The organism is Acidobacteriota bacterium, from assembly GCA_016196035.1.
Lineage (GTDB): Bacteria > Acidobacteriota > Blastocatellia > RBC074 > RBC074 > JACPYM01.
This window is the reverse complement of sequence record JACPYM010000024.1, coordinates 75,531-90,263: the sequence shown is the minus strand read 5'-3', so window position 1 is coordinate 90,263 and position 14,733 is coordinate 75,531. Positions and strand designations below refer to the sequence as shown.

The 14,733-nt window shown below is 58.5% G+C and carries 17 protein-coding genes and 2 tRNA genes; 12 read left to right on the top strand and 7 right to left on the bottom strand.

Annotation, left to right across the window (positions count from 1 at the left end; translation table 11 throughout):
• The first annotated feature begins 12 nt into the window (after positions 1-12).
• The 6 genes from mtnA (at position 13) to HY011_08625 (ending at position 4,264) form a co-directional block, all read left to right on the top strand.
• Positions 13-1,059, top strand: a complete 1,047-nt coding sequence (gene mtnA / locus HY011_08650; GenBank protein MBI3422996.1) for an S-methyl-5-thioribose-1-phosphate isomerase — start codon at positions 13-15, stop codon at positions 1,057-1,059.
• Positions 1,060-1,070: 11 nt separating this feature from the next.
• The gene (locus HY011_08645; GenBank protein MBI3422995.1) at positions 1,071-1,895 is read left to right on the top strand and encodes an NYN domain-containing protein; all 825 of its coding nucleotides are present in this window, start codon (positions 1,071-1,073) and stop codon (positions 1,893-1,895) included.
• A gap of 32 nt (positions 1,896-1,927) precedes the next feature.
• Positions 1,928-2,701 carry a GNAT family N-acetyltransferase gene (locus HY011_08640; GenBank protein ID MBI3422994.1) on the top strand — a complete coding sequence of 258 codons (774 nt, stop codon included), beginning with the start codon at positions 1,928-1,930 and terminating at the stop codon, positions 2,699-2,701.
• A gap of 171 nt (positions 2,702-2,872) precedes the next feature.
• Positions 2,873-3,223, top strand: coding sequence for a hypothetical protein (locus HY011_08635; GenBank protein MBI3422993.1), 351 nt, complete (start codon positions 2,873-2,875; stop codon positions 3,221-3,223).
• Positions 3,224-3,250: 27 nt separating this feature from the next.
• Entirely contained in the window at positions 3,251-3,601 is a 351-nt protein-coding gene (locus HY011_08630; GenBank protein MBI3422992.1) for a DUF4031 domain-containing protein, read from the top strand.
• Between the two features lie 24 nt (positions 3,602-3,625).
• Positions 3,626-4,264: a site-2 protease family protein gene (locus HY011_08625; protein ID MBI3422991.1), complete on the top strand. Its 639-nt coding sequence runs from the start codon at positions 3,626-3,628 to the stop codon at positions 4,262-4,264.
• Between the two features lie 47 nt (positions 4,265-4,311).
• Here HY011_08625 and HY011_08620 read toward each other — a convergent pair whose 3' ends face one another.
• Positions 4,312-5,088 carry an ABC transporter ATP-binding protein gene (locus HY011_08620; GenBank protein MBI3422990.1) on the bottom strand — a complete coding sequence of 259 codons (777 nt, stop codon included), beginning with the start codon at positions 5,086-5,088 and terminating at the stop codon, positions 4,312-4,314.
• Between the two features lie 54 nt (positions 5,089-5,142).
• Positions 5,143-6,255, bottom strand: coding sequence for a VWA domain-containing protein (locus tag HY011_08615; GenBank protein ID MBI3422989.1), 1,113 nt, complete (start codon positions 6,253-6,255; stop codon positions 5,143-5,145).
• Positions 6,256-6,399: 144 nt separating this feature from the next.
• Here HY011_08615 and HY011_08610 point away from each other — a divergent pair.
• From HY011_08610 to HY011_08590, 5 genes are all read left to right on the top strand, one after another.
• Positions 6,400-6,472, top strand: a tRNA-Val gene (locus HY011_08610).
• Between the two features lie 43 nt (positions 6,473-6,515).
• Positions 6,516-6,592: transfer RNA gene (locus HY011_08605), tRNA-Asp, on the top strand.
• A 92-nt stretch (positions 6,593-6,684) separates the two neighbouring features.
• On the top strand, positions 6,685-7,887 hold the full coding sequence (locus tag HY011_08600; GenBank protein ID MBI3422988.1) for a molybdopterin molybdotransferase MoeA: 1,203 nt from the start codon (positions 6,685-6,687) through the stop codon (positions 7,885-7,887).
• A 12-nt stretch (positions 7,888-7,899) separates the two neighbouring features.
• Positions 7,900-8,394, top strand: a complete 495-nt coding sequence (gene moaC, locus HY011_08595; GenBank protein ID MBI3422987.1) for a cyclic pyranopterin monophosphate synthase MoaC — start codon at positions 7,900-7,902, stop codon at positions 8,392-8,394.
• A gap of 8 nt (positions 8,395-8,402) precedes the next feature.
• The gene (locus HY011_08590) at positions 8,403-9,218 is read left to right on the top strand and encodes a hypothetical protein (GenBank protein MBI3422986.1); all 816 of its coding nucleotides are present in this window, start codon (positions 8,403-8,405) and stop codon (positions 9,216-9,218) included.
• Between the two features lie 76 nt (positions 9,219-9,294).
• On the opposite strand, the gene HY011_08585 is transcribed toward HY011_08590, so the two are convergent.
• From HY011_08585 to HY011_08565, 5 genes are all read right to left on the bottom strand, one after another.
• Positions 9,295-9,552 carry a hypothetical protein gene (locus HY011_08585; protein ID MBI3422985.1) on the bottom strand — a complete coding sequence of 86 codons (258 nt, stop codon included), beginning with the start codon at positions 9,550-9,552 and terminating at the stop codon, positions 9,295-9,297.
• A 123-nt stretch (positions 9,553-9,675) separates the two neighbouring features.
• A complete protein-coding gene (locus HY011_08580) occupies positions 9,676-10,683 on the bottom strand; it encodes a M20/M25/M40 family metallo-hydrolase (protein ID MBI3422984.1) in 1,008 nt (335 codons plus the stop codon).
• 178 nt (positions 10,684-10,861) lie between these two features.
• The gene (locus tag HY011_08575; GenBank protein ID MBI3422983.1) at positions 10,862-11,338 is read right to left on the bottom strand and encodes a heme-binding domain-containing protein; all 477 of its coding nucleotides are present in this window, start codon (positions 11,336-11,338) and stop codon (positions 10,862-10,864) included.
• A gap of 87 nt (positions 11,339-11,425) precedes the next feature.
• Positions 11,426-12,592 carry a FecR domain-containing protein gene (locus HY011_08570; protein MBI3422982.1) on the bottom strand — a complete coding sequence of 389 codons (1,167 nt, stop codon included), beginning with the start codon at positions 12,590-12,592 and terminating at the stop codon, positions 11,426-11,428.
• Between the two features lie 3 nt (positions 12,593-12,595).
• Positions 12,596-13,195: a sigma-70 family RNA polymerase sigma factor gene (locus HY011_08565; GenBank protein ID MBI3422981.1), complete on the bottom strand. Its 600-nt coding sequence runs from the start codon at positions 13,193-13,195 to the stop codon at positions 12,596-12,598.
• Between the two features lie 321 nt (positions 13,196-13,516).
• On the opposite strand from HY011_08565, the gene HY011_08560 reads away from it, so the two are divergent.
• Positions 13,517-14,668: a SpoIIE family protein phosphatase gene (locus tag HY011_08560; GenBank protein ID MBI3422980.1), complete on the top strand. Its 1,152-nt coding sequence runs from the start codon at positions 13,517-13,519 to the stop codon at positions 14,666-14,668.
• The last annotated feature ends 65 nt before the right edge of the window (positions 14,669-14,733 follow it).

The window sequence follows — 14,733 nt, the reverse complement described above, 5'->3', positions numbered from 1 at the left end:
TGCTTTCGCTTTATGATCAAAACTCTGGAATGGACTGAAACGGGCGTCGTCATGATTGACCAGCGACGCTTACCCACCGAAGAACTCTATCCTGTTTTCCGCACCTACGAGGAAGTCGCTGGGGCGATCAAGGAGATGGTTGTACGTGGCGCGCCGGCCATCGGGGTCGCCGCCGCGATGGGCATTGCTTTGGGTGCGCGTGATACCGCTACAAACGACACGCAGGAATTCGAGCACGCCTTCAATCGAATCTGTGAGGTGTTGGGCGCGACCCGCCCGACAGCCGTCAACCTGTTTTGGGCGATTGAACGCATGCGCAAGCTGTATACGGAACTGAAAAGTTCTGCTGTGTCGCTCGCTGACATTCGCGCGCGGTTAATCGAAGAGGCCCAGCGTATGCACGCCGAAGACATCACGGCTAATCAGGCGATGGGCCGCCACGGTGCAGCCTTGATTCCGGATGGCGCGACCGTGCTGACGCATTGCAATGCCGGCGCGCTGGCGACCGCCGGTTATGGCACCGCGCTGGGCGTCATTCGCGCTGCTGTCGAAGCCGGCAAGCGCGTTGCCGTTTTTGCTGACGAAACGCGCCCCTTTTTACAGGGCGCCCGGCTGACCGCCTGGGAATTGCACAAAGACAACATCCCGGTCACGCTGATTACTGACAACATGGCTGGTCATTTCATGAAAGCGGGCCGTATAGATTGCATTGTTGTCGGCGCTGATCGGATCGCGGCCAATGGCGATGTCGCCAATAAAATCGGCACTTATTCCGTTGCCGTATTGGCGAAGGAAAACAACGTTCCCTTCTACGTTGCCGCGCCCATTTCCACGCTGGACTTGAGTACCCCTTCCGGCGAGCAGATTCCCATCGAAGAACGCACGCCGTTGGAAGTGACCCATGTCAAAGACGTTCAACTCGCGCCCACGGGCATCCAAATCGCCAACCCGGCGTTTGACGTGACGCCTAACCGCTACGTCGCCGCGATCATTACCGAATGCGGCGTGGCGCGCGCACCTTACACCGAAAGTTTGGCACGGCTGGCGGCCAGCAAATAACTACGAAAGCTATGAGATCAACCACGCGCGTCGGCGTTTACGTGGACGTCGCCAACATCAATCGCAATGGCGGATTCGGCATGGGCTACGACATCCTGCGCGAGTTCGCCTGCCGCGATCAGGCCGAGGCGATGCGGCTCAACGCCTATGTCAGCTACGACGCTGAAAAAGCGCGCCGCGACAGTTACTATCGCAATCGCACCAACAGCTTTTATTCGGTGCTGCGCGATTTCGGTTACAAGGTGATCCAGAAAGAGGTCAAGTGGTTCACGGACGAAGACGGCAATCGCGTCGCCAAAGCCAACGCCGACCTCGATCTGGCCGTGGACGCCTTGCTGCAATCAGAAAACCTGGATCGCGTGCTGTTGGTTACCGGTGACGGCGATTTCGTCCAGGTCGTGCGCGCGTTGCAGAACAAGGGCTGCCGCGTCGAAGTCGTGGCTTTCAAAAATGTCTCAAACGAATTGCGCCGCGAAGCCGATCTTTTTCTGTCCGGGTACTTAATTCCCAACCTGCTGCCGGTTGAGGCTTCCAACGGCGAGGCCAACCAGTGGGGCGAACTCAATCAGCGCGTGCGCGGCATTTGTTACTACCACAAGAACGACTTTGGCTTTCTGCGCTATCTCAAGCACATTGACACCAACCTCTGGATCACTGACCCCAAGCATCCCGATTCGCCCTACGGCACCGCCTGGTTTCACGACACCACTTTGCCCGTTGGCTTTAACACTAACGACCTGCCCAGCCGCCGTTACATTTTCGAATTCAAACTGGCGCGCGCCGAGAATGACAAAGGCCTACGTGCGCTGGAAATTGAATTGCTCGCCGAGCAGTAATCCCTATGCCGATGCACAGCCGCCATGTCCCAATGACAGTCGCAGAGTATGAACTGTTGCCGTTTGAGCCTGGCTGGCAATGCGAATACTATGACGGACAGGCACACTTTACGCCGCGCTATCATCCCGTGGTCACCATGCTTCAAGTTGGCTTGCGCGCTTTCACCGCCCCCTGCTTGATTCGTCCGGCCACAGCCGCTGACGCTGCGGAATTGGCTGCTACCTACGTTGCTTCCTTTGGCGTGACCATTGAGTACTGCGATTACACCGCTGAGGCCATGCGCAACGCTGCCGCGCGCGCCTTGCACGAACATTTCTCTGGCGAACGCGGCAACCCGCTCTCGGCCTCGCGCGTAGCCGTTGACCCGCACCGCGACAAGCGCCTGGTCGGCGCGGCTCTGCTTTTCACCGGACGTGAAAGCGCGCGGTTGGATTTGCTCTTCGTACATCCCGGCTGGCAGGGTCGCCGCCTCGCTACCGCGTTAGTCGCTGATGCTGTCAACCAATTGCATTGCTATGGCGAGCGCCGCTTGATGAGCCGCTACCACATCGGCAATGACGCCAGCCGCCGCTGGCATCAACAATTCGGCTTTATCGAAGAACCTGATTTGCAACGCGCACGGTTGTATTTGCGGGCTGTCCAAAGTGAACTCTGGCGGCGCGCGCAATTGAATGACTTGCCGGAAACGGAACGGGCCCGCCTGGAAAATGAGCGCGCGCAGTGGCAAGCGCAGGTCGAGGAGTTAGAGCGCGTGGCCGATCTTCAAGGCTTTGAGGCGGTCTGTCCGGATTATCGCTGGCTATGACGGAGCGCGGCCTTGGTCGCAGCTTGGCCCTGACAAGGGCGGCGGAGTGCCGTATACTGCCGCGCGGCGCAGGGAGTTCCACGAAACCTGATGGCCCGATGGCCCTGAAGACGAGGATGACGCCCCCCATAACGCATAAATGTTGACTCGGAAATTTTGAGGAGACCCCACATGGCAAAATCACAAAACAAAGATTCGAAAGACGAGAAAGACAAAGACGAGTTGGTTGGCCGCGTTCGCAAAGTAGTGAAGAAATCACGGCGCAAGCTGGGCGAAGAGAAGTTCGAGAAAGAGCTGCAACGCACCATCGGCTTCCTGACCGAATTGCGCGACCGTCTGAAAGAAGCACCGGCCAAGCCCGCGAAATCAGCGAAACCGGCGAAGCCCGCAAAAGTCTCCGGTAACGGCAAAGACAAAGCGCTGAACCAAAAAGCCGCCAAACCCAAAGTTGCCGCTCCGCCAGCGGCGGCTCAAGCAAGCGCCAGTGCTAAAGCCCCGGCCAAAGCAAAAGCAACCAAGTAGGGCAACCAACTAGGGCAATGAGAGGCAATGGCGATCTTGCTGGATTCGTTTTTCAACCCGGAGCGTGGCCCGCGCCGGTTTTGGAATCGGCGCTGCGGGCATTTGACCTCGGACGATTCGCTGCTTGAGTTGTTCGACTTTGCGGTGGAGTTGCGCTTAAAACGGGAATGGGTGCAGGCCAAATCCATTATCCATTTCGACCTGACCGATCCGGAATACGAATTTGCGTTGCACGTCGGCGCCCAACTGGTCACTTCGCGCGAATTGGTGCAACGTGCCATTCGCCTGACGCCGCGCGGCTTCGGGCGGTTGTTGCCGCCTGATGAGTTGGACTTGTTGGCTCCGCTGGTAGCGCGCCGCTGGCAAGGGAAACGATGACGCGCGCAAAAAGGAGCATTGACTGTGGGTGATGTGAATATCGGCAAGATCGCCATTATGTTCGTGGTGTTTCTCTTCTCGACAGCCTGCCACGAAGCTGCGCACGCCTGGACGGCCTGGAAATGGGGCGATTCGACGGCCAAAGATTTGGGCCGCGTGACGCTCAATCCGATTCCGCACATTGATCCTATCGGCACCTTGCTGCTGCCGCTGATGGTGCTGTTTATGACAGGCGGCAGCGGCATTATGGGCTGGGCCAGCACGCCTGTAGACAAATCGCAAATGCGCGATCCGAAGTGGGGCGATTTTTGGACGTCGGCCGCCGGCCCTTTGACCAATCTGGGTCTGGCGATCATCAGCCTGATTGTGCTCAAAGCCGTGCGCTTGTCCTTAGGCGGTTCACTTGGTGAATACGCCGAAGCGGTCGCCTTTTTGCTGGTCACGATGGTGTGGATGAATCTTTTTTTGATGGTGCTGAATTTCCTGCCGATTCCGCCGCTGGATGGCGGGCACATGTTGGAGACACTCTTGCCGCCCCGCATGGCCGAAGTGTTTGAGCAAATCCGTCCGTTCGGGTTGATTATCCTGATCGCCGTTAGCGCCTCCGGCTTGCTTGATAACCTGACTAGCCCGCTGATTCATTGGGCATTTTCGATGCTTTAGCTGGCAGGGCAGAGTGAATTGCCAGGCTGTGCTGAATTGGCCTGAACTCAGTTGCTGCGCCAAAAAATATGCGGGTTCCCAGTTTGCGGGTGAGCGGCTACCAGCAAAGAAGTGCTGAAGGTTTCGTTCAACCGTTCTTCTGTCAAAACTTCATGCGGTTTTCCGCACGCGAGCAAGCGCCCCTCTTTGAGCAGCGCGATACGATCAGCAAACTCAGCGGCCAGATTGATCTCGTGCGTCACCAGCAACACCCCGAAAGCGCGTTCGCGTGTCAACCGCTGCACCAGTTCCAGCAACGAGAATTGATGTGCCAAGTCGGCATTCGCTGTGGGTTCGTCCAACAGCAAGGCGCGCGGTTCCTGCGCCAGCGCGCGGGCCAGCACTACACGTTGTTTTTCGCCGCTCGACAACTCGTTAAAACGGCGGGCCGCGAATTGCTCGGCATCGGTTGCGCGCAACGCCGCAAGGGCAGCTTCCACGTCGCGCTCCGTCTCGAATCCGAACCCGCGCGCGTGTGCGAACCGGCCCGTCAAGACGTATTCCAACGCCGTTAGCGGAAAGCGCACCTCGCTCTGTTGCGCCACCAGCGCCAGTTGGCGCGCGATTTCACGCCGCGACCATTGCGCCAAGGGCTTTTCGCTCAGGCGCACTTCGCCGCGCTGCGGTTGCAACAACCCATGCGTCAGACTGAGCAAAGTGGATTTGCCCGCGCCATTGGCTCCGAGCAACGCGACGACTTCACCCGCTTGCACTTCCAGCGTCACGCCCGTCAGCACGGGTTGCGCATAACCGAAATGCAGGTCGTTTAACTCGAGCAGCTTCATGACAGGGCTACGTTGGCGTATTTAACAGGGCAGGGAAGCAGAACGCGAATGGGACTAATCCAGCGGCGCGCGGTAGCCAGGCCGCGCTTGCACCGTCAGGCCGGGCTTTTTGATTTCGATGCGCACGCCGCGCCATTTGCCATCGTGCTTTTCATTGCTGGGGTAGTACGCCAGGGAGTATTGCGTGCGTAACTCCGCCGCAATCTGTGTAAACTTCGGAGCGAGTTGTTGCAACGATTCAACCGGATAGACATGCCCGCCGGTCTTACTGGACATCTCCTCCAATTCGTCGCCCGCCGCTTCGTATAAACGCCGGTTGATCCGAATCTTTTCCATGCGCTCTAGCTTGCAATGATCTTCGTACTGGCTGGGGTCGCCCTCTTTGATGAACTCATCGAAATACTTCTTTAACTGCTTGCGCGAAAATTTGAAATGGCTGCTATCACGGCAATCGCGCAACATCCGCGCTTCGGTATATTCCTCGGTATCCAGCTTGAGAAAATAGAGCGCCGCTCTGGCGCTTTCCAGCTTGGGCAACAATTTCTCATAGGTGCCGAAGCCAAACGAATCCACACCATCCGTCAGCGCCACAATCGCTTTGCGGCCCGTGGCTTTGCGCAAAACCTCATCCAGTGCCAATTGCACGGCATCGTAAAACGAAGTCCCGCTGCCGCCGGTCAATTGACCCAAAGCTTTTTCCAGCTTGCCACGATCGGCGGTTAGGTCCTTGATAAGTTCGACCTGCTGATTGAATTGGATAATTGCTACGCGGTCGTGCGGTCGCAATTCAGTCAGGAAGCGCCGCGCGGCCTTTTGCATCAGGGACAGCTCATCGCGCGTGCTGCCGGAGGTGTCCAGCAGCAACACCAAATTGAAAGGCACTTCGGTGGCCGAGAAATTACTGATCTTTTGCCGCACACCGTCTTCATAAACGACAAAGTCTTCCGGGGAAAGCTTGGTGCCGTACTGCGCACCTTGACGATCTGTTACTTGTACGTCAATCGAAACCAGGTCGGTATCCATGCGGAAAACATTCGTCTGTTCTTCTTTGGGATTTGGCGGCGGGGCTTTATCTTGTGCCGAGACCCGCAACCAGCCATAAGAATTAAGACAGAAAACAAAGAGCAAAAACGATCCGGGAAGATAACGGCGGCCCAAATTCGGCATGAAAATTTCTCCGATCAAATCAACCAATCCAGTGAGGCAAACGGTGTAGGAGCGCACGCAGTATAGCCTGAGATAAATTTGCGGCAAAGGTTGACAGAGTTGGGAGTGGTCAGTAAGATGCCCCCTCGTTCGCAACAAGTGCGCAGGCACGTACAGTCAATGGTAGACGGTCACCCTTACAAGGTGAAGGTTGTGGGTTCGAGTCCCACCGTGCCTATCAGGGAAGCCGTCAAGAGCGCGAACGGCGAGTTTGACAATGCGGAGTCGTAGTTCAGTTGGTTAGAACGCCGGCCTGTCACGTCGGAGGTCGCGGGTTCGAGTCCCGTCGGCTCCGCCATTCAAATTTAAGCACTCATTTCATCACCAACAATTCCCAAGCCGTTCGTGCAAGCGAGCGGCTTTTCTGTTTTTGGTTCCGGATCCGACCCTATGTTGCGCATCGAAGACGCTCTGCAACTCATGCTCGATCACACGCCCGTGTTGCCGGACGAAACAGTGGCTTTGTCTGACATAGTCGGTCGAGTGTTGCGACAACCGGCTTTCTCCGATTTGGATTTGCCGCCCTTCGACCGGGCGCGCATGGATGGTTATGCCGTGCGGTCGGCGGACACACAAAAGCCGCCCGTGCGGTTGCAGGCGATTGGCGAAGCCGCTGCCGGGTTCACGTTTGGTGGTGAGGTCGCGGCCGGACAGGCGGTGCGGATTATGACCGGTGCGCCCATTCCCGCTGGTGCAGATGCTGTGCAGAAAATTGAAGTCATCCAGGTCAATGACGATGGTTTCATTGAACTGACCGAATTGGTGGCTGCCGGGCAGTTCATCACTCCACGTGCCAGCGAAGCGCGTAAAGGAGAGGTTGTCGTCAATGCGGGCGAACGCATTACACCTGCGACGGCAGCCGTGTTGGCGAGTTTCGGCTATGCCGATGTGATCGTGTCGCACCGTCCACGCCTGGCGCTGCTTTCGACCGGCAGCGAACTGGTCGAGGTGCACGAGACACCGCAAGGCGCACAGATTCGCAATTCCAATACGTATTCGCTGGCGGGCTATGCCACGCAGGCCGGAGCCGAGGTCATACACGCAGCAATCGTGTGCGATGATTTCGAGGTTACGCGCACCGCCATTGCTGATGCACTCGCTCAAGCCGACGTCGTGATGCTGTCAGGCGGCGTTTCGATGGGCGATTATGACTTGGTCAAACCCGCGCTGCTCGCTTTGGGCGCGGAGATATTGGTTGAAAAAGTCGCCATGCATCCCGGCAAACCGACCGTATTTGCCAAGTTGGAGGACAAGGTGATTTTCGGTTTGCCCGGCAACCCTGTTTCGGTGGCTGTCTCGTTTCATGTGTTCGCACGTCCGGTGTTGCTCAGAATGCAAGGCGCACATGAGATTCATCTGCCACGTTGGCGGGCGCACGTGACCCGCACGATCAAAGGCGCGCCGCCGCGCCGCAGCCATCAACCGGCGCGCTTGCTGATTCGTGACGGATGCGCCGAAGCCGAACCGCTCAAATGGGGCGGTTCATCTGATCTGGTTGCGTTTATGCAAGCCGACGCCTTGATTGTCGTTCCTGAAGACCGGGCGAGCTTGAGCGCCGGTGAATTGGCCGAAGTCATTCAACTGCCAAAATAGATGTCGCAAGAAATGCCGCCACAACTTACGCACCTGGACGCCGAAGGGCGCATCACGATGGTGGATGTCGGCGCGAAAGCCGTTACGACGCGCACAGCGGAAGCGAGCGGGTTCGTCCACATGGCACCCGCCACGGTCACAGCGATTCGTGAACGCCGCACGCCCAAAGGCGATCCGCTCGAAACGGCGCGGCTGGCGGGTATCATGGCCGCCAAACGTACCGCCGAGTTGATCCCGCTTTGTCATTCGCTGGCCCTTTCACACGCCGATGTGCAAATCACGCTGACGGACGCAGGCGCGCAACTGACCGCCACCGCGACGACCAGCGCGCAAACCGGCGTCGAAATGGAAGCCCTCACCGCCGTCTCGGTCGCGGCCCTGACGCTTTACGATATGTGCAAAGCGCTTGACCGCCTGATGGTGATCTCGGACATCCGGCTGGAACGCAAAAGCGGCGGGCATTCGGGCGCATGGCGCCGGCCCACTGAAGTCGCTGAGGCGAGTTAAACCCTGACGTGGAACCAACACCAGCCCAAAAACGCTTGGAAGAAGCCTTGGCCGAAGAGTTCGGGTGGGCGATCAACGCCGCCAATCACGCCGTCATCAATGACGCCGTGATAAACAAAGCGCAGCGGTTGGGCGTCGCCGCCGAGGATTATTGCCAACTCGCCGCCAACCCCAGTGAGTTACTCGCCTTGGTTGAAGAGACTGCCATCGGTGCCACAAGCTTCTTTCGCGAGCCGCGGCAATTCGCGTTTTTACGGCTGTTCATCTTGCCGGCGTTGTTGCGGCAATGCCCGCCCGCCCGGCAATTGCGTTTGTGGAGCGCCGCCTGTTCGACTGGTGAGGAAGCCTATTCGCTGGCGCTCACCGTCAATCAGGTTCAACCGCAAACCCCGCAAGACCACGTGGAAATTCTAGCCACCGACGTGCGCAATCGCGCCTTGCTCGAAGCCAGCCGCGCTCGCTATCCGGCGACGGCCTTGGTGGCGGTTGACGAAGCCACGCGCGCGCAATTTTTTGAGCCTGTCAGCGGCACCGGCGACACTTATCAAGTCGCGCAAATGGCCCGGCGTTTGGTGGTGTTTCGCCGCTTGAATCTTTTTGATCGGATGTTCTGGCGTGGCGTGGCGGGTCGGTTTGATCTGATCCTTTGCGCAAACCTGTTGACGATGTTGAGCGGAACAGCCGCGCGTCAACTGGTCTCGAATCTTAGTAGCGCATTGCGCACGGGCGGTTTCCTGATGGTTGCGCCGGATGAAAGTACGCTGATTCACTCAACCAAGCTTACCGCTTTGGCTGACGAGCCTTCTTTTTTTCAGAAAAACTAGCCAGCCGAAAAAGCAAAAGCGCGAACAAACAGCCCAGCCGTTCACCCACGCTTTTCAATTCGCTTTTCCCGCCACGTTAGGTGCGTGTCTTCAACGCATACTCCAGCGCCTTCATCGCGACGTCGCGCGAGCGTTCCGTCCAGCCCATCTGTTCGCGGTTTTGCTCGTAATCACGGCGCAGGCGCTCTCGCAAGCGTTCGATGAATTCCGCCGAATCGGGCGCGGCCTCGATGGCGTGGTCAATTTCGCGGTAGGCGTTGTGGATCGTCATCAGCCATTCCGACGCTTGATACTCCGGGCTGCCGGGTTCGTGGGTGAATTTTGCAGTTGGCATATTGGGTTCAGTCTCCGTATGAAAGCTTGGTGCGGTACCAGGAGCGGTAGCGACCGGGTGTTTTTAGGTTATGATCTCCGACGCAACCCAGTTGCTACCGCTCCTGGTACTGCCTCGTTTGTTTCACGCCGCCGCTGCCAACAACATCCGCGCCAATTGCGCATACGTGTCAACCGCGTTCAGCAAATCCTGTTTGATAATGAATTCATGCGCCGTATGCGCATCGTGAATCGAGCCGGGACCAAACAGCAGCGGCTGGCCCCAGTTTGTCAGACACGGAATATCGGTGCCGAAACGCACCACACTGGTCGGCACGTGGGCCAGCGCGTCCACCGTCTTCAAATGAATCGGCGGCAGATGGAAGCCGCGTTTGACGGTGGCGCGGTCGCCGACAAGCTGTTCGATACGCTGAAACATCGCTTCGGCTTCGATCACGGTGCGGAACATCAGTTCGCTGGCGGCCTGGTCGGGGACGACGTTGGGTTTGCGTCCGCCTGACAGCGTGCCGATGTTGCAGGTGGTCGGTCCCAGCTTCTCATCCACAGGCCAGTCGGCCTGGCGAATGTCCTGCAAGATGTCGAGCAGCTTTTCAATCGCCGATTCGCCCAATTCGGGATAAGCCGAATGCGCCGGGCGGCCGTGCGTTTCGATGATGACGCGCACCGCGCCTTTGGTCGCCAGCGCCTGCGTGCTCTCGGTCGGCTCGCCATTGATCAAAAACTTGTTGCGATTGGGGATCGCATTCGCCACGCGCGCGCCGTCGCTGCCGTCTTCTTCGCCGACGACAAAGAGCAGGCCCAGATTGTTCGCGCCCGCTGCCAGCAACTGTTTTGCCGCGAAAATCTGTGCGGCGATCAAGCCTTTCGCATCGCAAGCCCCACGTCCATAAATGTTCGCCTCGTCTTCACGCGACGCGATGAAAGGCGGCACCGTGTCCATGTGCGTCGAAAGCGTCACCAACGGGTCGCCCGCTTTGGCGTAGACGTTGAAGCGCCCCTCGCTGACCGGTTGCGTCATCACCGCGAACCCGGCGTCGCTCAGATAATCGCGCAAATAGCGCCCGACCGCGCCTTCATTCCACGATACCGATTCGATCTCGATCAGTTCGCGCGTGAGTTGACAGACATTCATAACGTCGTTGGAGAGAAAACTTTTGCTTGCGTGCGAGGGGCTGATTATAGCGGCGAGGCAACCAAACGCAAATCAGCGGAAAAGCAAAAGGCAAAAGGTAAAAGGCAAAAATCAAAAATGGAAAACGGAGCAGTGCCGGCCTTTTGCCTTTCGATTTTTGCCCTTTGATTTTTGCTTTCTACTGTTTCGCCTGCTCATTCAATTGCTGCTGCGTAGCCACTGACCACCCGCAAATGGTTTTGACATCCTCGGCAGAGAGTTGGGCTTGCTTGTGCGCGATGGTGTAACTGCGTGGCGGCATCGCGCCCGCTTCCACCACAGCGCAAATCTCTTCGAGCTTGTGTTCGGCCTGGCGCGCGTTGTAGCGGCCCCATTCCGAAAAGTTCAATTGGCGGCGGCCTACGCGCACATCGTCCGCCACCAGCCACGAGACGGGCGCAATCTGGCTGTACCACGGCCAGTCTGTTTCGTTGGAATGACAATCGCGGCAGGCGCGGTTAAAGATGGTTTCGACTTCGGCGTTCAAGCGCGCGTGCGCCTGCAAAGTTTGCGCGGGATCAACCGGCGGATTGGCTTGGTTGGGCCGCATGAATTGCAAGCCGATAAACGCGACGGCCAACGCGGCCACGAGTCCTTTCAACAACGGTTTCAACATACACATCCTCCTGCCCAGAGCGTTGCGTGCTCCGATGCGGTTAATTGGTTAGGGTGGAGTAAAAGGCGTAGGCCGGTTATTTCCCAGTTATTTCATTGAAGGCAGCGGCGCTTTCCACATCCGCCACCAGCTCGGGCTGCCCAGTTCGAGTTTTTCCCACCAGGCATCCAGCATTGTGTGATCCCCGCGTTGAATGCCTTCCAGCGTGACTTCCTGTGGCGGCGGGATCAGCGTTGCGAAACGAGCAAAGACCTGTTTACGCTCGTCCGTGTTGGTGCGTGCCAGCAAATGCCAGAGCGTCAGGCCATCGCGTGGCCGCGCTTCGTGCAAGACTGCGGTCAAGGCCGCATTGCGTTCGCCCGGTGGTGCGATGTCAAAGCGCGCCACCGCGGCTTGCAACGCCGCCGACGCATCCTCGTAATACGGCGTGCCCGGGCCGAACACGGGCCGCGTGATGCACATCGCTTCTTCGGGCACGAAGGATTCGATACCGTGCGCTTCATACGCCACCCAGCCGGCGATCACGCGCAAGGTGCCTGCGCCGTTTTCCGCGACTTCCAGCGTGTAGGCGCAGCCCAAATCCACCGCCGTCGCCGAGGGGGTGTTGACGAAAAAGACGCGCGGCGGCGCGGTGATGATGGCCGTTAGCTTGCCGCGTTGCAGCGTCAGCCGGTGCTCGGTCGCGCGGGCGGTCACGAGTTGCACTTGCGAATTCGGCTCGATTTCGACTTGCCCAATCGCCCCAACGTTAATACGCGCGCTGGCCGTTTGATCGGTCTCCAGCCATTCGCCCACGCGCAGTTTGCCGGCTTTTTGAATAAGCTGCTGGCCGATGCGCGGCAGCCCGGCGAGTGTTTCGACTTCCCACGCGGGCGCGGTGGCCTTGCGATAGAGCCGCCATGACACCGTACCGGCCACCAACAAGAACAACGCACACGCGGCGGCCAACGCGAATTTCAAACGCGGCGGTATAGGCCCGCGTTGCCGCGCCGCTTCCGCCAGCCGCGTGCTCTCGGCTTCGAGTTCGCGTGGCAGTTGCGCATTCAGGTCATCCCACAGCCGCGCGGGCGCCTTTATCTGTTCGGGCTGCCCGGCCATCTGCGCGACCATCTGTGCGCCGAACGCGACTTGCTCGTATTCGGCCTGACAGCGCGCGCACAGGGCCAAATGCGCCGCGATGCGTTGCCGCTTAGCCGCCACGAGTTCGCCGTGGTGATAGGCCGAAAGTTTTTTACCGACGTGCTTGCTAAACATCGTTCATTGCCGCAAATGCGCCAGCCGCGCGGCCAACGCCTTGTGCCCCCGATTCAAACGCGACGCTACCGTGCCCGGCGAACAGTCGAGCGCGCGCGCCATTTCTTCGTATGACATATCTTCAAAATACTTCAGCAAAATGGCGATGCGCAGCGGCGGACTCAACTCTTTGATCGCCGCCCGCACCGCCGCCGCCATTTCCACTTGCGTGCAGCGCTGCTCCTGCAACCCATCCTGAAACTGCCGCGCTTGTTGCCAATCGGCGGGATTCAACTCTTCGTCATCATCAGCGCGCCGCCAAAAATCGAATGAGAGAAAACGCCGCTGTTTGCGCTGTTCATCCAGGCAAACGTTGGCGACCAGCCGGTACAGCCAGGTCGTGAAATTGGCCTCATGGCGGAACTGGTTGAGCGCGGCGAAGAGTTTCAAAAAGACCTGCTGCGTGATGTCGCGCGCCGCCTGTTCTTCGCCGGTGTAATGAATGGCAATGGCCCAGACGCGCTCTTGATAGGCCTCGAACAATTGGCGGAACGCCTCGCGGTCGCCCGTCTGGCAGGCGGCGATCAGGCATTGCTCGCTGGCCCTGCTGTGTTGCTCACTCATCGCGGCGCGTTTCTCCATGCTCAATTGTTCAACGACTAGCTCCACGCAATTCTGTACTCACTCCGCTGTTTTGACGAGGCGCGTTGTCTGCCCGCCTGCAACTGCTCACAAACGTTTAGACGGCACAGGGCGTTGGATTCTTCCCGGTGCTGAAAAAAAATCAGTGACAACGCCGGAGCGAACATTATTCGCGGTTTCGCGGCGGCTGCTATTGAGCACATTCGCGGCTGTTGTACTATCCCCAAAACCAGGAAGGCCAACACGGCCCGCTTGGTGGCGCGCCAACAATTCAGCAGTACGGAATGGGAACTTGGACACAACATGCCACACAAAATCCTTGTCGTAGACGACGAACCCGACCTCGAAATTCTCATCACGCAACGCTTCCGCAAACGCATTCGCGCGGATTTGCTCACCTTTCAATTCGCCAGCAACGGCGCAGAGGCGCTCGCCATATTACAAGCCGACCATCTGGTTGACGTCGTGCTCACCGACATCAATATGCCCGTGATGGATGGGCTGACGCTGCTGTCGCGCTTGCGTGAAGCGCATCCGCTGCTGCGTTCCGTGATTGTTTCGGCGTATGGCGATATGCCGAACATCCGCACGGCGCTCAATCGCGGCGCGTTTGATTTCATCACCAAGCCGATTGATTTTCAGGATTTGGAAATCACGCTCGACCGCGCCATTGCCGAAGCCGTCGAACGCAAACAGGCGGCGCAGGATCGTGACCGCCTGCTCGGCCTTGGACGCGAACTGGAACTGGCGCGCAGCATTCAGTCTGCGCTCGTCCCGCATGTCTTCCCAAACCACGAACGCCTGTCGGTCTATGGCGCGATGATTCCAGCGGCAGAGGTCGGCGGCGATTTGTTTGATTGCTTCCTGCTTGATGACCAGCGGCTGGCGTTCACCATCGGCGATGTGTCGGGCAAGGGCATCGCGGCGGCGCTGTTTATGGCCGTCAGCCGCACGGTGTTGCGCGTAGCGGCGAGCAAAGGCTTGTCGCCGCGCGAATGCTTGCACGAAGCCCATCAGTTTCTGTACGGCGAGCGTCGCGCTACATCGCACTTCGTCACCTGTTTTTACGGCATCCTCGATCTGGCGACCGGACAATTGGAATACAGCCGCGCCGGACACAATCCGCCGTATCTGGTGCGGGGCGATCAGGTGCAAACGCTGAACGCCGCGAGCGGATTGCCGTTGGGGATGCTCAGGACGGTCAAGTACGACACGGCGACGGTGCAGCTTGCGGCGGGCGACACGCTGTTGCTGTTCACCGACGGCATCACCGAAGCGATGAATCCGCGACAGGAAGAATACGGCGAAGAGCGGCTGGTGCGATTGCTCAGTGAACGCAGTTCGTCCTTGAGCGTCGAGGAATTGGTGCAGGCGGTGACGCAAGCAGCGACCGCGTTCGCCGAAGGCGCTCCGGCTTCGGATGATATGACGGTGCTGGGCGTGCGGTATCAGTAGAGGTGTAGGGCAGGATTAAATCCTGCCCTACACCGCGCGGAAGACTTATGAACCGGAATGATATG